This is a genomic window from Rhizobacter sp. OV335 (genome assembly GCF_900142965.1).
Taxonomy (GTDB): domain Bacteria; phylum Pseudomonadota; class Gammaproteobacteria; order Burkholderiales; family Burkholderiaceae_C; genus Rhizobacter.
Window position 1 is genome coordinate 1 of record NZ_FRCQ01000047.1, and the last position, 17,014, is coordinate 17,014.

Sequence of the window (17,014 nt, forward strand, 5' to 3'; positions counted from 1 at the left end):
CTGTCGCCGACTGTTTGACCACAACGAACGAAGTGAGTGACGGGAGTTTCGGCGACGGGCCATGAAACCAGCCAGCGCAGGGCAGTCATTGCCCCGCCAGGGGCGATGACCGCACCCGACGGCGCGCCACAGCCTCCCCGCGCGCGCCTTCCGCGCCAACGTCGAAGTCGACCCCTACGGCTTCAGCATCTCGGCCATCTTCGCCAGCAGGTCGGGCTTCGAGAACGGCTTGTCCAGCCCGGCGCAGCGCGTCGCCTTCAAGAACTCGCTCGCATCCGGCGACAGCGTGTCGCCGGTGACGAACAGGAAGCGCTGTGCCAGCTCCGGCTGGCGCGCCGACGCGGCCCGCCACAGCGCCGCGCCGTCCATGTCGGGCATGCGCAGGTCGGACACCACCGCATCGAAGCGCGCCGCCTCAAGCAGCTCCAGCGCGACCGCGCCCGACAGCGCCGTCGCGACCGCATAGCCGGCGCGCTCCAGCATGTCGCGCAGCAGCTCGGCCAGCTCGGGCTCGTCGTCGACCACCAGCACCTGCGCCAGCGCCGGCACCTCGGCCGGCGGCGGCGCCGGCTCGTCCGGCACCGGCTCCGCCTCGCCGCTCAGCGGCAGGCTCAGCCGGAACGACGCGCCCTGCGTCGTCGCCTCGAGCACCAGCTCGCCGCCATGCTCGCGCGCGACCGAGCGCGACACCGACAGACCCAGCCCGGTGCCCAGCCCTTCCGGCTTGGTGGTGAAGAAAGTCTCGAACAGCCGCGCGCGCACCTCGGGCGCGACGCCCGGACCGGTGTCGACGACGCGCAGCCACACGCGCGGCTCGCGGTCGGTGCGGCGCTGCTCGACGCCGGTGGCGACGTGCACGCGGCGCTCGCCGACCGTCAGCGTCAGCGCCTGCTGCGCATTGACCATCAGGTTCAGCACGATCTGCGAGATCTGGTCGCCGTCGCCCATCACGCTCGGCAGCTGCGGCGCCAGGTCGAGCTGCAACGCGACGTTGTGGCTGCGATAGGTGTAGCCCAGCAGGTCGGCCGAGGCGCGCACCAGGTCGTTCAGCGCCACCGCACCGCGCTGCGACGGCCGGCTGCGCGCCATGTTCAGGAAGGTGCGCACGATGCGCCCGCAGCGCTCGGCCGCCTCGCGGATGCGCCGCACGTCGTGCTGCAGGTCGGGCCGGTCCTCGCACTTCTCCTCGAGCAGCGTCGCGCGGCCCATCACGATCGCGAGCGGGTTGTTCAGCTCGTGCGCCACGCCGGCCAGCAGGCTGCCCATCGCGGTCAGGCGCTCGCCCTGGCGCAGCGCCTCGCGCTGGCGTTCGATCTGGCGCGCCGCATCGTGGCGCTCGGACACGTCGGCGATCGACGCGGTGTAGAAGGCCGTGCCGCCGACATCGCTGCGCCACAGCACCATCTCGATCGGGAACTCGCTGCCGTCGGCGCGCAGCGCATGCAGCTCCATGCGCTGGCCGAGCACCCGCGCCGGGCCGCCGGCCTGCATGCGGCGCAGCCCCGCCTCGTGGGCCGCGCGGTGACGCTCGGGCACGATCACCTCGCTGACCGGCCGCCCGACGACGTCGGCGCGCCGGCGCCCGAAGATGGTCTCGGCCGACGGGTTGAACTCGACGATGCGGCCGTCGGCGTCGGTGGAGATCAGCGCGGCCAGCGCATGGTCGACGATCGCCGACTTCAGCGCCTCGCTGGCGCGCAGCTGCTCCTGGCGCAGCGCGAGTTCTTCTTCGCCCAGCCGCAGGTCGGTGTGGTCGAGCCCGCACACCACCACCGCCTGCACCGGCCCGCCGCCCGGCGTGTACGGCACCAGCACCTGCTCGCGGTAGCGGCGGCCCTGCAGCTGGTAGTTGACCCAGCCCTGCAGGTGCAGCGATTCGCCGGCGAACAGCCGCTCGAAGATCGGCACGAAGCTGCGGTACACGCCGTCGTCGAGCACCTCGGACATGTGGCGACCGATCACCCGCTCGGGCGGCAGGCCCATGAAGCGCAGCGCCTCGAGGTTGGCGTACAGGTAGCGCCCGTCGCGGCCGATCACCGCGACGCGGGTGTTGATGTGCTCCAGCAGCACGCCCATCAGCACCGGATCGAGCATCGGCAGCGAAGGTGGCAGCTCGCCCCAGCGCGTCGTCGACCAGTGCAGGTCGCGCTGGTCGTGGCCGACGTCGCCGTTCCCGCTCATGCCGACGGTGCCGCGAACCCCAAGACCACGCGCCGCGTCTGCGCGGACTTCTTCTCGATCTTCGTGACGACCACCGCGCCGATGTCGGCCGTGTTCGCGACGTGCGTGCCGCCGCAGGGCTGCAGGTCGACGCCTTCGATCTCCAGCACCCGCACCCGGCCCAGGCCGCGCGGCGGCTGCACGCTCATGCTGCGCACCAGGCCGGGGTTGGCGTCCAGCTCGGCCTCGCTGATCCAGCGGTGGCGCACCGGGTGCGCGCCGGCCACCAGGCGGGCGAGGCCGGCGGTCAGCGCCGCCTTGTCGAGCGGATCGGTCATGTGGAAATCGAGCCGGGCCGATTCGGCGGTGATCGAGCAGCCGTCGACCGGGTGCGGCACCAGCGCGCACAGCAGGTGCGTGGCGGTGTGGAAGCGCATGTGGCGCTCGCGGCGCGCGCGGTCGATGCGGGCGGTGACCGGCTGGCCCACCGCGAGCGTCGCGAGCAGTGCCTCCTGCCCCGGTGCCGGCACGTGGACGATCTCACCGGGCGCCGCGCCCTTGCGGGTGTCGGCGATCTGCAGCACGCCGCCGTCGGCCAGCCGCAGCTCGCCGCGGTCGCCGGCCTGCCCGCCGCCGAGCGGATAGAACACGGTGCGGTCGAGCTGCACGCCGGTCTCGTCGAGAGTGGTGATGCGCGCCTCGCAGTCGTCGAGCGCGGCGTCTTCGCGGAACAGTTCTTCGGTGGTCATCGCGGGCATCCTGGCCGTTGGCGTGGCATCAAACCGGGTCGGTGATGAAGCGGCGCAGCACGTCGAAGGCCTCGTTCGGCTTCTCGCGCCAGGCCCCGTGGCCGATGCCGGGGAAAGAATGGAAATGCCGCCAGCGTTCCGGCAGCGCCGCGGCGATGTCCTGCGCGTCTTCGAGCGGGCACACCGGGTCGAGTTCGCCGGCCAGCACCAGCACCGGGCATTGCGCGGCAGCCAGCCCGGGCAGCAGGTTCATCTGCCGCTGCTCGCCGCGGATGAAGGCCTGCAGGATCTCGGGCGCGGTGAAGCGCCACGGCGCGCTCTCGACGCGGCCGACCAGGCTCGGGTTGTACAGCGGCTTGCACACCCGCTGGTAGACGGCATTGTTCTCGTCGTTCGGGTCGGCCCAGAAGCGCTCGGCCACCGCGCGCGCCTCGGCGCCGCCGAGCTGTTCGAACATCGCGAGCTTGCGCGGCATCGCCATGCTGCCGGCGGTGCTGGACAGGATCACCTTGGACGCATGCGCCGGATGGCGTGCGATGTAGCGCTGCGCGACGAAGCCGCCGAACGACTGGCCGAGCACGATCGGCTTGACGATGCCGAGCGCGTCGCACAGCCGCACCAGGTCGTCGGCCCAGGTGTCGAGCGTCCACTCCGACGGCGGGCGGCGGTCGCTCATGCCGTGGCCACGGTGGTCGTAGTAGACGATCTGGGCGAGGTCGGCCAGGCGGGAGAAGACGGGCTTGAAGGCCACGTGGTCGAAACCCGGGCCGCCGTGCAGCAGCACGAGGCTGGATTTTTCACGCACACCGTTGCCGTCGGGAACGAGGCCGGGGCCTTCGACGTCGACGAACAGCCTCACACCGGGCTCGATCTGGATGCGCACGCGCTGGCCTTCGTTGTTCAACCAGGGGGCGATCTTGCCACGCCCGGCCGCGCGCGAAGGAAGGCTAGCCTCCGGCCAGCAAGCGCTGCCGTTTTTGCGTCTGGTCGATGTAGCGCTGCAGCGCGCGCGTGACGTCGCTGGCGGGGTTGACGATCTCGCAGCCGAGGCGCACGCCGCGCGAATCGGGGTTGATCGAGGTCACGTGCTGCAGGCGCAGCGCAACGTGGATCCGCGTGTCGACATCGAGGTCCATCTGCACGCCGTTCAGCACCACGCCGGCCGGCAGCGGCGGCACGTCGTCGGGCAGGAACAGCGCGCAGCCCCCGATGCTCACGTCGAGCACGCGCAGCGCGAGCGGCATCTCGTGGATGGCCGGGTGGCGCACACGCGCCATCGGGGTGCTGCGCAGCAGCGGCCGCACGCGGAACCCGCTGCGGCGCTGGAAACGGAACAGTTCGCGCGGCATCGCGCAATTGAGCACGGCGTTGCGGCCGTTGTGCACCACCACCAGCCCGACCGCGTCGAACTGCAGCTTGATGCTGTCCAGGTAGGCGACCGCGACGGCATCGGCCGACTCGACCAGCGACTGCACCTGGTTGCTCTCGGCTTCGGCACTGAAGCCGATCACGCCGCGCACCGGATCGAACGACCACAGCGTGGTGGTGTAGGTCGCGCCGTCGCTGCCGTTCAGGTGGACGATCACGTTGCCGTCCTGCAGCCGCTTGAGCATCGCCAGCACCTCCGGCACGGCGGAGATGCGGAAATCGTCCAGCCCGCCATGGGTGGCGGCCAGCGCATCGAGCGGCATCGGCATCGTGTCCAAGTTCGGCTCCGGCTCGGCGGGTCGGTGGATCAGGGGGTCAGTGAACGGTCTTCGGCTTGCCCGCCAGGATCGCGTCCAGGTCTTCGAGCCAGGGTTCGGCCAGGTGGCGGATCTCGGCGTCATTGACGAGGATGCGCTGCATGATGCGCGATTTCAACTGGGCTTCCTCGGAATCCAGCGGGCGCTGCGAGGCGGCGTGCTTGAGCTGCGAGATCAGCACGGCGCAGGCGCCTTCGAGCTTGACCACGTGGTCCCAGTTGCCGACGCGGGCGGCTTCGAGCATGTCCTGGCTGGCGCGCTCGATGGCTTCGTAGTAGTTCAGCAGGGCCTTGTTCATGGGGTGGTCTCCGATGTCGTGCGACCGGTCGATCTGCAAGTGCTTCATGGTGTGCGGTCCGGTGGTCAGGCGGCAGTCTTGATGTCGATCTGGGCCCAGGCGCTGCGCAGGGGCTCGATCAGCTGGACGCATTCGTCGAGGGCTGCCTCGTCGCTGCGCAGGTTGGCCTGCGTCAGGCGCAGGGCCATGTAGGCGTACAGGTCGTTCAGTTGGGCGGCGAGCGCGCCACCTTCCTTCAGGTTCAGGCCGGCCTTCAGGCCTTCGTCGACGATGCGCACCGCGCGGCTGATGGCGCGGCCCTTCTCTTCGATCTTCCCGGCGCGGATGGCGCCACGCGCCTGGGCGATGCAATCGATCAACCCGTCGAACAGCATCGCGATCAGCTGGTGCGGCGAAGCGCCATCGACCCCGGTGCCGACCTGCACGGCCTGGTAGGCATTGCGGCCGCCGAAGGGCGATGCTGAGTAGTCGGATCCGAACATGTTGTTGGCCTTGTGCGTGACTGGATGCACTGTTTATCGGCCCGCCCCGCGCCGCCTTTAGGCTGCACAAGGGGGGTGAAACAGGGTCCATTTCAACCTCAAGTGTGAGGAGAAGTTGCAGGCCCTCCCCGTTCGCCCTGAGCCTGTCGAAGGGCCCGATCATCCTGAGCTCGTCGAAGGACCTGAGCAGGGACCGAGCCTGTCGAGGGCCCGTGTCGAAGGGTTGCGGCCGAAGCGAGCTGGGCTTCGACAGGCTCAGCCCGACCCTTCGACAAGCTCAGGGCGAGCGGGTGCGTCTGCCCGGGAAGCGACCTCACCCCGTGGACTTGTTCCAGTTCGCGATCTGCTGCGTGATGTACGTGCTGAGCGTGTTCAGCCCCGCCATCTTCGTGTCGAGCGCGGTGTACTGGGCACGCAGGCGCTTCTCGGTGGCCGTCATCCGGTCGGTGATGTTGTCCTGCCGTTCCTGGTTGTCCTTCAGCGAGCTGTTCAACCCGGTGGTGCGGGCGGCCAGCGAGCCGTCGGTGCCCAGCACCTGGTCGCCCAGCGCGCGCAGCTTCTGCGCGAAGCCGTCGTTGGCCGAGTCGACGGTGTCGCTGTTGGCGAACGCCTTCTTCATCTCGCTCAGGTTGCCCAGGGCGCTGGTCAGCTTGGTGTCGCTGATCTTCAGCGTGCCGTCGGTCTGGATCTCCAGCCCGATCGAGGACAGCGTCGGGAACGCGCTCGAGGCCGAGCCGGTCCCGGTCAGCATCGAGCGCAGCTGGCGCTGCAGCGACACCGCGGTGCTGTCGCCCTGCAGCGTGCCGGCCGTCTTGGTCGCGTCGTCGTACTTGGTCTGCGTCTTCAGCAGCGAGGCCAGCCCGTTGTAGGCGGCCGTGAAGTTCGTCAGCGCACTCTTGATCGAGGTGTTGTCCTGCGCGACGCTGACCTGCACGTCACCGGTGGTGACCTTCTGCAGGTTCATCGTCAGGCCCTGCACCACGTCGTTCAGCGTGTTGCTCGCCGACGTGATGTCGAGGCCGTTGATCTTGGCCTTCGCGTCGGAGGCGGTCTGCGTGCGCGTCATCGCGGCACTGCCGTCGGTCGCGTCGTACGCGAACGCCGACGGGCCGCTTCCGCTGGCGGTCACCCGGAAGCCGTTGTCGACGCCGGTGGAGGACGACGACAGCACCAGGCGCGCGCCGCTCGAATCGGTGACGATGGAAGCCGACACGCCGCCGGCGGCGGCATTGATCTTGTCGCGCACGTCGGCCAGCGTGTCGGTCGCGCTGATCGCGATGTTCATCGAATTGATGGTCGCGCGGGCCTTGAAGCCCGGCTCGGTCACGTCCCAGCTGCCGACGTCGATCGTCAGCCCGCCTTCACCGACGACGGTGCTGCTGGAGGCAAAGCTGGTGCTCGCCACCGACTGCGCGGCGGCCAGCTTCGACACGCTGACGGCATAGTTGCCGGCCGCGGCGCTGGAACCGCTGGAGACGGTGATCGAGGCGGTGTCGGCCGAGGTGGCCGTCGTCGCGCCCCAGGTCGCGGACCGGGTCAGCGCCTGCGCGGCGTCGCGGAAGCTCGACACCGCGGATTGGATCGATCCGTACGCGGAGATCTTGGTCTGGACCTTCGTCGCTTCGGTCTGCAATTGCGCGACCGGCAGCTTTTCGACCGCCATCAATTTCGTGATGATCGATTCGACGTCGAGGCCGCTGCCTATCCCCGCTGATGTAACTGATGCCATGACCGTGACCTTTCGGAAAAGTGGACGGCAAGCGAAGGAGGCCTCGCTGCCACAGTCCTAAAAGAGGAAGGGCTCCCCCAAAGGGGAATCCGATATCGCGTGTATCGGAGTCACAGTCGGCAACTTGAGGCTCGGGGTGCGACTTTTTTCGCTTTTTTTCAACCGGACCTGACAGGCGGGTCATCAACCCTTCAGCAGCTGCAGCACCTGCTGCGGCAGCTGGTTGGCTTGCGCCACCATCGCGTTGCCGGCCTGTTGCAGGATCTGCGCCCGGCTCATCGCGGCGGTTTCCGCGGCGAAGTCGGCATCCATGATCCGGCTGCGTGCAGCGGATTGGTTCTCGACGTTGGTTTGCAGGTTCGAGATCACCGAATCGAAGCGTGACTGGCTCGCACCGTAGGTGGCACGCGTGTCGTTCACCAGGTTCAGCGCCTGGTCGATGCTGTCGATCACGGTCGCCAGCGCGGTCGAATCGGTCGTGCTGTCGATCACGGTCGTCGCGGCGGTCACCGCGGTGATCGAGGCATCGACGGTCATGTCGACGGTGTTGATGTCGATCGTGTCGTTGACCGTCGTGTTGGCGCCGACCTGGAAGGTCTGGACGCCGGTCGACGCGAGAATCGGCTGGCCGTTGAACGTGGTCCCGGCGAGCACGCGGCCGATTTCGGCCGACAGCTGCTGGAATTCCTTGTTCAGCGAATCCTTGTCGCTGCCGCTGTTGGTCGAGTTGCGGGCCTGCACCGACAGTTCGCGCATCCGTTGCAGCGCATCGCCCACCTTGGCCAGCGCGCCTTCAGCGGTCTGCGCCAGCGAGATGCCGTCGTTGGCATTGCGGATCGCGACATTCATGCCGCGCACTTGCGCGTTCATGCGTTCGGCGATCGCGAGGCCCGCGGCGTCGTCCTTCGCGGAGTTGACCCGCAAACCGGACGACAGGCGCTGCATCGAGACGGCCAGCGCGGACTGGGAAGAATTCAGGTTTCGTTGCGCGTTCAGCGAAACGATGTTCGTGTTGATGGTTTGTGGCATGAAGCACTCCTCAAGAATCAATGACTCCCGGCGAAATGCGCCGGCGCTTGCCGCAGGGGGGTAATGCCCTGCGTCAGACCCGGCGCGAATCACCGTTGGCCACCGACATGAAAGGTGTGCTGTTGCACACCGCCCCGTCAGCATCCTTCAGTGGATCCGGACCGCAGATCCCGGGCGAGGAACCTGTGGAAGTGATTGTTCCGAGAACTGGAGTGGGGTTAAACCGGGAAATGAGCCGGTTCGACCCGCCTTTTCATCCGCCAAACCATCCGCCAAACGAGAAGGCCCCGCCCGGTTTCCCGGGCGGGGCCTTGAAGAAGCGAGCCTGGCGGCTTACTTCAGCAGCGACAGCACTTGCTGCGGCAGCTGGTTGGCTTGCGCCACCATCGCCGTGCCGGCCTGCTGCAGGATCTGGGCACGCGACAGGTTCGACGTTTCAGACGCGAAGTCGGCGTCGGTGATGCGGCTCTTGGCAGCCGACTGGTTCTCGACCGAGGTCTGCAGGTTCGAGATCACCGAGTCGAAGCGGTTCTGCGCCGCACCGTACATGGCGCGCTCGCTGTTGACCTTGTCGATCGCGCCGTCGATGTTGTCGATCACGGTCTTCAGCGCGGCCGAGTCGGTCGTGCTGTCGATGACGACGGTGCCGGCCGTCACGGCGGTGATGCTGGCATCACCCGTCATGTCGGTCGTCGTCACGGTGATGACGTCGTTGGTCGTGGTGTTGGCACCGATCTGGAAGTCCTTCGCGCCGGCGCTGGCACCGATGATCGCGATGCCGTTGAAGGTCGTGCCGCCCAGGACGCGCTTGATTTCCGACGACAGCTGCTGGAATTCCTTGTCCAGCGAATCCTTGTCGCTGGAGCCGTTGGTGCCGTTACGGGCTTGCACGGCGAGTTCACGCATGCGTTGCAGCGAATCGCCGACCTTGCCCAGCGCGCCTTCAGCGGTCTGCGCCAGCGAGATGCCGTCGTTGGCATTGCGGATCGCGACGTTCATGCCGCGGACCTGGGCGCCCATGCGCTCCGAGATCGCCAGGCCGGCAGCGTCGTCCTTGGCGCTGTTGACGCGCAGGCCGGAAGACAGGCGCTGCATCGAGGTGGCCAGGGCGTTTTGAGTGGTCGACAGATTGCGTTGTGCGTTCAGCGACGTGACGTTGGTGTTGACTGACATGCTCATTTGAAATACTCCAATAACGGTTGAACTGAGACCCGGCATGAGCGCCGGCATTGCCTCGGCAGATGCGTATCTACCTTCGATCCTCTTCTGCCTAAACGGCGGCTCACCGAGATGAGCCGCTTGCTGCGCCCGGCTGGTCTGCCGGACCCCGGCGCCGTTGTTGCGTCGCCGTTGGAGGCTTTATCGGACCGCCACTTTCGGGACTTGAGTCCGTGCTTCCAAAATTTCTGCGGGATCCCCCGAACAAAGGGGTGGGAGCCCGCCTTCTATCTGCATTCGCGGCGAAAACTTGAGGGGTCACCAATACGTTTCAGGGTGTGTCAAGCAGCGAACTGGCGGGCATCTGCGGTGCATCTCCGGGCCTTCGCCGACGGGGTACTTCCTAGAATTTCAGGCACCCTTTCATGGGGCGTGCCGACGCGCGCCATCACGATGCAGACCAAAACCCACAAGCCCGCCAAGACCCGCCCTGCCCTCGTCCCGCCGTTCGCGCGGACCGCGCAGCGCGACTGGGAAGAGGGCCTGGTCCACGCGAAGGCGGGCGATTGGGCGAAGGCCGAGCACGCCTTCCACCGCGCCAGCGAGCGCAGCCCGCGCGACACCGTCTACCTGCTCAACCTCGCCCGCGCGCAGATGAAGAACGGCGCGCACGACAAGGCGCTGCAGAGCGCGCAGTCGGCGCTCGCGCTGAAGCCCGACGATGCGCTGGCCCGCATGATCGCGGCCGACTGCCTGAGCGCGCAGCACCGCTACCAGGAAGCCGCGAACTGCCTGCAGCAGCAGCCCGAGCAGACGCCGCGCAGCGCCGAGTACTACCAGAACCTCGGCGAAGCCCTGTTCAATGCCGGGCAGCACCAGGCCGCAATCGCCGCGCTGTTCGAGGCGCTGTCGCGCAATGTCGATCACGCGCTGTCGCACTACCGGCTCGGCCTGGCGTTCAACGCGCTGGGCATGAAGCAGGAAGCGACCGAATGCTTTCGCACCGCACTGATCCTCGGCCTGGGCGGCGGCGACCTGGCCGCGCAAGGGCTGCTCGCCTTCGTCGAGCGCGAGCTGTGCCGCTGGCAGAACGCGCAGGCCGACGTGGCCGCGCTGCAGCGCCTGGCCGCTGCGCTGCCCGATGACGCGGCCAGCTGGGCATCGGTCTTCGCGCAGGTCACGGTCACCGACGACCCGGTCACCCAGCGCCGCGTCGCGCGCTCGTGCTGGCGCTTCCAGACGCGCCGCGTCGAGGCCTTCGCCCCCGTGGCCCCGCGCCCGCTGCCCGCACGGCTGCGCGTCGGCTTCGTCTCGGCCGATTTCCACCAGCACGCCACCGCCATCCTGATGGCCGAGGTGTTCGAGAAACTCGACCGCAGCCGCTTCGACATCAGCCTGTACTCGCACGGCCCGGACGACGGCAGCCCGATGCGTGCGCGCCTGCGCGCCGCCGCCGACCGCTTCGTCGACGTGGCCCGGCGCAGCGACCTCGAGGTCGCGCAGCAGGTGCGGCACGACGAGGTCGATGTGCTGGTCGACCTGAAGGGGCACACGCGCGACGGGCGGCTCGCGATCTTCGCCCACCGCGCCGCGCCGGTGCAGCTCAGTTTCCTCGGCTTCCCCGGCACGACCGGCGCGACGCCGGCCGACGGCATCGACTACTTCGTCGGCGATGCGATCGTCTCGCCGCTCGCGCACGCCGGGCACTTCAGCGAGAAGCTCGCGCTGATGCCCGGCTGCTACCAGCCGAACGACCGCCAGCGCCCGCTGCCCGGCCCGTACAGCCGCGCGCAGGCCGGCCTGCCGGAAGAGGCGCTGGTGCTGTGCGGCTTCAACCAGCCGTTCAAGCTGTCGCCCGAGGTGTTCGACGTCTGGTGCCGCCTGCTGCACCGCCTGCCCGGTGCCGTGCTGTGGCTGCTGCAATGGAACGACCACTCGCCGGCGCAACTGCGCGCCGAGGCCGCCGCGCGCGGCATCGACCCGCAGCGCCTGGTGTTCGCGCCGAAGATCGGCCTGCGCGAGCACCTGAGCCGCCTCGCGCTCGCCGATCTCTTCATCGACACCTGGCCTTGCAACGGCCACACCACTGCCAGCGACGCGCTGTGGGCCGGCGTGCCGGTCGTCACCTATGCCGGCGAGACCTTCGCATCGCGCGTGGCCGCCAGCCTGCTCGATGCCGTCGGCCTGCCGCAACTGGCCTGCCCGACGGTGGCCGACTACGAGGCCCGCATCTTCGAGCTGGCCGGCGACGCCCCGGCGCGCCAGGCCTTGCACCAGCACCTGGTGGCCGCGCGCGACACCGCGCCGCTGTTCGACAGCGAGACCTGGACCCGCGATTTCGGCCGCCTGCTGTGGGCAACGGCCGAGCGCTGGTCGCAGGGGCTGCCGCCCGACCACATCGTCCTCGCTGCCGAGAATCCGCAAGGAGCCCGCGCATGAATGCCCTGCCCGCCATCCACCTGTGCATCGTCCAGCCCGCGGGCTACGTGCATTCGCTCGGCTTCCTCGACCAGGCGCGCTACTTCCGCCACCAGTTCCGCCGCATGGGCGCGGAGGTGAGCCTCGCGAAGAACCGGCTGCGCCATGACGCGGTGAACTTCGTGTTCGGCGCCCACCTCGGCTTCGATGCCTCGGCGCGCGAACGCTACACCTGCGTGTTCGTGAACCTCGAGCAGCTGGGCCGCGACGGCGCAGCGGTCGGCGACGACTACCTGAAGCTGCTCGCCGGTTCGGCGGTCATCGAATACGACGCCGACAACATCGCGGCCTACACGAGCCATGCCGACGACGTGCCGGTGTTCCCGCTGCTGTTCGCGCCCTACCTGAAGCCGGCGCAGGCCGTGCCGCTGGAACAGCGCCCGATCGACCTGCTGTTCATCGGCAGCATGAACCCGCGCCGGCTCGAGATGCTCCAGCGCATCGAGGCGAGCGGCCGGCGCGTCGCGAAGTTCGACCACCCGCTGTACGGCCCCGAGCGCGACGAGGTGATCCTGCAGGCCAAGGCGGTCGTGAACCTGCACTTCTACCCGACCAGCCGCTTCGAGCAGGCGCGCGTGTCGCACTGCCTGTCCCTGGGCACGCCGGTGCTGTCCGAGCGCCGGCCGCAGACCCGCCCGCACGAGGCCTTCGAGGACTGCGTCAGCTGGTTCGACGAAGCCAGCCTGGAGCAGGTGTTCGGCCAGCACTTCGGCACGCCGGCGTTCTTCGAGCAGGCGCGCGCGCAGCTGCAGCGCTTCGAGGCCAGCGACCCGATCGAGGCCTATGCCGACATCCTGGCCTTCGCCGCCGGCTACGCCCGCGTGCACCAGGAGCGCCGGCCGCAGACGCCGTGGCAGCCGGCTCGCATCAACCTCGGCTCGGGCAAGGACTACAAGCCGGGCTGGCTGAACATCGACATCCTCGATCGCGCCCAGCCCGACCTGGTGCTCGACCTCGGCCAGCCGGTGCCCTGGCCGCACCGCGCGAGCTCGTCGTATGGCGGCGAGATGCTGCTGGACGCCGGCAGCGTCGACACGATCTTCGCGAACAACGTGCTCGAGCACGTGCCCGACCTGCCGACGCTGATGGGCAACTGCCTGGCGCTGCTGAAGACCGGTGGCCAGTTCATCATCGAGGTGCCGTACGAGCACGCGGCGACCGCCTGGCAGGACCCGACCCACCTGCGCGCGCTGAACGAGAAATCGTGGCTCTACTACACCGACTGGTTCTGGTACCTCGGCTGGTTCGAGCACCGCTTCCAGCTGGCGCAGTTCCACTACCTCGACGACGCGCTGCGCGAATGCCCGAAGGAGCGCGCCGCCTTCATGCGCGTCGTGCTGGCCAAGGTGGAGACCTCGCTGCGCGAACGCACCACCGCCCGGGTGATGCGGGCCGATTTCGCGCTGCCGGACGACCTGTCCGACAGCTATGCGGCGGATCTGGCAGCCATTTCGGCCTGAACGACCCCTCCCCCGTCCACGAGAGACCGCCCAGGCGGTCTTTTTTTCGTTCTGCGACAAGCACTTGCGTTCCGGCGTCAGCTTCCCTGGCAGGCGTGTAGGAATTTGCCTGACAAGGTGCATGGAAGAAGCTGGACTCAAGCCACAGAACTGACCTGATGTTTGGGTCCAGATCGCTTCTTCACAATCCGTTCCACGTTGAGACAAGTAGCAAGCAAACCGCAACACACACAGAGGAACGAGACATGAACGCCGACCAAATCCTGACCGAAATCCGTGAAGCCAACCTGTCGTACCTGATGCTGGCGCAGAGCCTGATCCGCAGCGACCGCGAGCAAGCCCTGTACCGCCTTGGCATCAGCGACGAAAGCGCATCGCTGATCGGCCTGCTGACGCCGGCGCAGATGATGAAGGTGGCTGCGAGCAACACGCTGCTGTGCCGCTTCCGCATGGACGACGACCTGGTCTGGGGCCTGCTGACCAACCATGGCAAGACGGCTTCGAACGACACGACGAGCCGCCTGCACGCCAGCATCCTGATGGCCGGCCGCCACCACGAAGCCGCCTGAGTTTCGCGACCGCCGCAGCCGACACACACCACAAGATTCCGGAGAGAGACATGACCCGCACCAAGAGCATCCTGACCGAAGCCAAGCAGATCGATCGCGCTGTCACGCTGATCAACCTGGGTGCCCGCCTGCAGGTGCTGGAGTCTGAAACCGACCTGTCCTACGAGCGCCTGCTGCGCCTGTACAAGGAAGTCTCCGGCAAGTCGCCGAGCAAGGGCCAGCTGCCCTTCTCCACCGACTGGTTCATGACCTGGCAGCCGAACATTCATGCCTCTCTGTTCCTGAACATCCACGAATACCTGAACAAGGTGGCCGTGATGGACGAGATCGACGTCGTCATCAAGGCTTACCAGCTGTACTCCGAGCAGACCCAGGCCCAGGGCCTGGAAGCGCTGCTCTCGGTGACCCGTGCGTGGCGCCTGGTCAAGTTCGTCGACAACGGCATGTTGACGATGACCAAGTGCTCGAAGTGCGGCGGCCATTTCGTCAGCCACCCGCACGAGATTTCGAAGCATTACGTGTGCGGCCTGTGCAACCCGCCGGCGCGTGCCGGCAAGGGCAAGGCGACCGGTGGCATCCAGATGCACTGAGCGGCTTGTGCGCTCAAGTCGAGCGCAAGTCGGTCGATAACCTCTCAACGATTTCTGTTTTTCCCTGGGTAGTGTGAGTTAGCGACTTTTGTTTTCTTGATCTCCTCCTGGCGCTGAAAAGTGCTTTCAACGGGTCCTTCGGGGCCCGTTTTCTTTTTTCGCTGCGCGAGGGCTTCTGTTCACTGCGTGAGGCTGCAGCCGGGTCTCGCCCCGGCGGGCGAGTCACTTTCATTTGCCTTGCCAAATGAAAGTAACCAAAGCAAAGGCGCCTGGAAAACCATACGGTTCGTTCTGCACGCTGCGGACAACACTGCCGCTTCGGCTGCACCTCGTCCCTTGATTGGGATTGTTGCCCTCCCGACCCCACGCGCCTCGCTTCGCATCGGCGCCCGAGCTACAGGCCAACAATCCCAATCAAGGTTGGATCCTCAACGGCGTGGCCGTGTTGTCCGCAGCGGGTCAGAACGAACCGTATGGTGTTGCATTCAAGCGCCTTTGCTTTGGTTACTTTCATTTGGCAAGGCAAATGAAAGTGACTCGCCCGCCGGGGCGAGACCCGGCAGCAGCCTCACGCAGTGAAAAGACGCTTCGTGCAGCAAGAGAAGGAATTTTCCCAGCCCTGTTCGAGCGATTGCCGAACCCGCCCCCCCGCCACACTCAAGTGACTGGGATGAGGGCCGATAACGGTCCGAGACCGCGCCGACAGGTGCACCCCCCAAAACACGGAACAGCCTGGAACATGTTCGTCCTCATCGGTTACGCGGTTGCCCTCGGATGCATCTTCGGCGCCTATGTCCTGCACGGCGGGAACATGGGCGTGATCATCCACGCGCTGCCGACCGAGCTGATGGCGATCCTGGGCGGCGCGCTCGGCGCCTTCGTCGTGAACAACCAGCCGAAGGTGCTGAAGGCCACGCTGGCGGCCCTGCCGACGCTGCTGAAGGGCTCGAAGTATTCGAAGGCCCGCTACATGGAGCTGCTCGCGCTGCTCTACGACATCCTGCAGAAGGCGCGCAAGGAAGGCCTGATGTCGATCGAGAACGACGTCGAGCGCCCGCACGAATCCGCCCTCTTCAAGAAATACGCGACCGTGGGCAACGACCACCACGTGGTCGAGTTCATCACCGACTACCTGCGCATGATGGTCTCGGGCAACCTGAACGCCCACGAGATCGAGAGCCTGATGGACAGCGAGATCGACACCCACCACCACGAGGCGCATGCGCCCGCCGCGGCGATCGCCCGGCTGGCCGGCGCGCTGCCGGCCTTCGGCATCGTCGCCGCGGTGCTGGGCGTGGTCAACACGATGGGTTCGGTGGGCCAGCCGCCCGCGATCCTCGGCGGCATGATCGGCTCGGCCCTGGTCGGCACCTTCCTCGGCATCCTGCTGGCCTATGCGGTCGCCGAGCCGCTGGCCGGGTTGATGGAACAGAAGAACGACGAGAACGGCAAGGAGCTGCAGTGCATCAAGACCACGCTGCTCGCGAGCATGCAAGGCTATGCGCCGCAGGTGGCGGTGGAGTTCGGCCGCAAGGTGCTGTATTCCGCCGACCGCCCGACCTTCGCCGAGCTCGAAGGCCACGTGAAGGGCAAGAAGTGAAGGACGCTCTGTAATGGCCGGCGACTCGAAGAAGCTGCAGCCGATCATCATCAAGCGCATCAAGAAGGGCGGCCACGGCGCCCATGGCGGTGCGTGGAAGATCGCGTATGCCGACTTCGTGACGGCGATGATGGCGTTCTTCCTGCTGATGTGGCTGCTCGGCTCGACCACCGAGGGCGACAAGAAGGGCATTGCCGACTACTTCCAGGCGCCGCTGAAGGTGGCGTTGCTGAGCGGCGGCAGCGGCTCGGGCGATTCGTCGCACGTGATCAAGGGTGGCGGCACCGACCTCACCCGCAGCGGCGGCCAGGTCAAGCGCGGCGACACCGCATCGCGCAGCACCATCAACCTGGCTGCGGTCAAGGCCGAGCAGCGCCAGGCCGAGGCCCAGCGCCTGCAGGCACTGAAGCAGCATGTGGAAGACGTGCTGGCCGGCAACCCGAAGCTGGCCGCGCTGAAGTCGCAGATCCGGCTCGACATGACGCCCGACGGCCTGCGCATCCAGATCGTCGACGACCAGAACCGGCCGATGTTCGACAGCGGCAGCGCCCTCGTTAAACCCTACATGCGCGAACTGCTGCACGAGATCGGCAGCGTGCTGGCCGAGGTGCCGAACCGGCTGACGCTGGAGGGCCACACCGACGCCGCGCCGTTCGGCGGCGGCGAGCGCGGCTACAGCAACTGGGAGTTGTCGTCGGACCGCGCCAATGCATCGCGCCGCGAGCTGCTGACGGGCGGCTTGCCCGAGGACCGGATGCTGCGGGTGCAGGGCCTCGCGTCGAGCGCGCTGTTCGACCGCAGCGACCCGTTGAGCCCGTCGAACCGGCGCATCAGCATCATCGTGATGAACCGCGAGGCGGAGGACCGCTTCTTCCAGAACACGCCGTTGGCGCCGGAGCCTGAAGCCCCGGCTGCCGAGGGGGCCGCAACGCCGCCCTCAACTTCCACCGCCAGTGCCCGATAACAG

General features: G+C 67.5%; 15 protein-coding genes. 6 read left to right on the forward strand and 9 right to left on the reverse strand.

Translation table 11 applies throughout. The features are described from left to right. Window positions 1-174: 174 nt before the first annotated feature. The 9 genes from BUE42_RS29910 to BUE42_RS29950 all read right to left on the reverse strand — a co-directional run bounded on the left by BUE42_RS29910 (window position 175) and on the right by BUE42_RS29950 (window position 9,371). Entirely contained in the window at window positions 175-2,181 is a 2,007-nt protein-coding gene (locus BUE42_RS29910) for a hybrid sensor histidine kinase/response regulator (RefSeq protein ID WP_083614764.1), read from the reverse strand. Beyond that, the gene (locus BUE42_RS29915; protein WP_073469005.1) at window positions 2,178-2,909 is read right to left on the reverse strand and encodes an alanyl-tRNA editing protein; all 732 of its coding nucleotides are present in this window, start codon (window positions 2,907-2,909) and stop codon (window positions 2,178-2,180) included. The genes BUE42_RS29910 and BUE42_RS29915 overlap by 4 nt, the downstream gene beginning before the upstream one ends. A gap of 28 nt (window positions 2,910-2,937) precedes the next feature. After that, window positions 2,938-3,813 (reverse strand): alpha/beta fold hydrolase, encoded by an 876-nt coding sequence (locus tag BUE42_RS29920; RefSeq protein WP_235002708.1) that lies wholly within the window; start codon window positions 3,811-3,813, stop codon window positions 2,938-2,940. Window positions 3,814-3,856: 43 nt separating this feature from the next. Further along, window positions 3,857-4,606: a flagellar brake protein gene (locus BUE42_RS29925; RefSeq protein WP_073469009.1), complete on the reverse strand. Its 750-nt coding sequence runs from the start codon at window positions 4,604-4,606 to the stop codon at window positions 3,857-3,859. Window positions 4,607-4,652: 46 nt separating this feature from the next. Continuing rightward, complete coding sequence (locus BUE42_RS29930) at window positions 4,653-4,952, reverse strand: flagellar protein FliT (protein ID WP_056804615.1); 300 nt, start codon at window positions 4,950-4,952, stop codon at window positions 4,653-4,655. A gap of 65 nt (window positions 4,953-5,017) precedes the next feature. Next, the gene (gene fliS, locus BUE42_RS29935; RefSeq protein ID WP_073468937.1) at window positions 5,018-5,434 is read right to left on the reverse strand and encodes a flagellar export chaperone FliS; all 417 of its coding nucleotides are present in this window, start codon (window positions 5,432-5,434) and stop codon (window positions 5,018-5,020) included. Window positions 5,435-5,747: 313 nt separating this feature from the next. Then, window positions 5,748-7,163, reverse strand: a complete 1,416-nt coding sequence (gene fliD, locus BUE42_RS29940; protein WP_073468938.1) for a flagellar filament capping protein FliD — start codon at window positions 7,161-7,163, stop codon at window positions 5,748-5,750. A 183-nt stretch (window positions 7,164-7,346) separates the two neighbouring features. After that, window positions 7,347-8,192, reverse strand: a complete 846-nt coding sequence (locus tag BUE42_RS29945) for a flagellin N-terminal helical domain-containing protein (RefSeq protein WP_073468939.1) — start codon at window positions 8,190-8,192, stop codon at window positions 7,347-7,349. 333 nt (window positions 8,193-8,525) lie between these two features. Beyond that, complete coding sequence (locus tag BUE42_RS29950) at window positions 8,526-9,371, reverse strand: flagellin domain-containing protein (protein ID WP_073468940.1); 846 nt, start codon at window positions 9,369-9,371, stop codon at window positions 8,526-8,528. 432 nt (window positions 9,372-9,803) lie between these two features. On the opposite strand from BUE42_RS29950, the gene BUE42_RS29955 reads away from it, so the two are divergent. The 6 genes from BUE42_RS29955 to motB all read left to right on the forward strand — a co-directional run bounded on the left by BUE42_RS29955 (window position 9,804) and on the right by motB (window position 17,011). Continuing rightward, window positions 9,804-11,789, forward strand: coding sequence for an O-linked N-acetylglucosamine transferase, SPINDLY family protein (locus BUE42_RS29955; RefSeq protein ID WP_159445521.1), 1,986 nt, complete (start codon window positions 9,804-9,806; stop codon window positions 11,787-11,789). Then, a complete protein-coding gene (locus tag BUE42_RS29960) occupies window positions 11,786-13,288 on the forward strand; it encodes a class I SAM-dependent methyltransferase (protein WP_073468942.1) in 1,503 nt (500 codons plus the stop codon). Before BUE42_RS29955 ends, BUE42_RS29960 begins: the two co-directional genes overlap by 4 nt. 245 nt (window positions 13,289-13,533) lie before the next feature. Then, entirely contained in the window at window positions 13,534-13,857 is a 324-nt protein-coding gene (flhD, locus tag BUE42_RS29965; RefSeq protein WP_073468943.1) for a flagellar transcriptional regulator FlhD, read from the forward strand. Between the two features lie 50 nt (window positions 13,858-13,907). Then, the gene (flhC, locus tag BUE42_RS29970; RefSeq protein WP_073468944.1) at window positions 13,908-14,447 is read left to right on the forward strand and encodes a flagellar transcriptional regulator FlhC; all 540 of its coding nucleotides are present in this window, start codon (window positions 13,908-13,910) and stop codon (window positions 14,445-14,447) included. 739 nt (window positions 14,448-15,186) lie between these two features. Next, window positions 15,187-16,047, forward strand: coding sequence for a flagellar motor stator protein MotA (motA, locus tag BUE42_RS29975; protein ID WP_073468945.1), 861 nt, complete (start codon window positions 15,187-15,189; stop codon window positions 16,045-16,047). A gap of 13 nt (window positions 16,048-16,060) precedes the next feature. Beyond that, complete coding sequence (gene motB / locus BUE42_RS29980; RefSeq protein ID WP_073468947.1) at window positions 16,061-17,011, forward strand: flagellar motor protein MotB; 951 nt, start codon at window positions 16,061-16,063, stop codon at window positions 17,009-17,011. Window positions 17,012-17,014: the final 3 nt, after the last annotated feature.

Excerpts from the sequence above, each read along its gene's own strand:
- fliD (WP_073468938.1), bottom strand. The coding sequence starts at position 7,163 with ATGGCATCAGTTACATCAGCGGGGATAGGCAGCGGCCTCGACGTCGAA.
- motB (WP_073468947.1), top strand. The coding sequence starts at position 16,061 with ATGGCCGGCGACTCGAAGAAGCTGCAGCCGATCATCATCAAGCGCATC.
- BUE42_RS29945 (WP_073468939.1), bottom strand. The coding sequence starts at position 8,192 with ATGCCACAAACCATCAACACGAACATCGTTTCGCTGAACGCGCAACGA.
- flhC (WP_073468944.1), top strand. The coding sequence starts at position 13,908 with ATGACCCGCACCAAGAGCATCCTGACCGAAGCCAAGCAGATCGATCGC.
- BUE42_RS29955 (WP_159445521.1), top strand. The coding sequence starts at position 9,804 with ATGCAGACCAAAACCCACAAGCCCGCCAAGACCCGCCCTGCCCTCGTC.
- fliS (WP_073468937.1), bottom strand. The coding sequence starts at position 5,434 with ATGTTCGGATCCGACTACTCAGCATCGCCCTTCGGCGGCCGCAATGCC.
- BUE42_RS29960 (WP_073468942.1), top strand. The coding sequence starts at position 11,786 with ATGAATGCCCTGCCCGCCATCCACCTGTGCATCGTCCAGCCCGCGGGC.
- BUE42_RS29930 (WP_056804615.1), bottom strand. The coding sequence starts at position 4,952 with ATGAACAAGGCCCTGCTGAACTACTACGAAGCCATCGAGCGCGCCAGC.
- BUE42_RS29925 (WP_073469009.1), bottom strand. The coding sequence starts at position 4,606 with ATGCCGATGCCGCTCGATGCGCTGGCCGCCACCCATGGCGGGCTGGAC.
- BUE42_RS29915 (WP_073469005.1), bottom strand. The coding sequence starts at position 2,909 with ATGACCACCGAAGAACTGTTCCGCGAAGACGCCGCGCTCGACGACTGC.
- motA (WP_073468945.1), top strand. The coding sequence starts at position 15,187 with ATGTTCGTCCTCATCGGTTACGCGGTTGCCCTCGGATGCATCTTCGGC.
- BUE42_RS29950 (WP_073468940.1), bottom strand. The coding sequence starts at position 9,371 with ATGAGCATGTCAGTCAACACCAACGTCACGTCGCTGAACGCACAACGC.
- flhD (WP_073468943.1), top strand. The coding sequence starts at position 13,534 with ATGAACGCCGACCAAATCCTGACCGAAATCCGTGAAGCCAACCTGTCG.
- BUE42_RS29910 (WP_083614764.1), bottom strand. The coding sequence starts at position 2,181 with ATGAGCGGGAACGGCGACGTCGGCCACGACCAGCGCGACCTGCACTGG.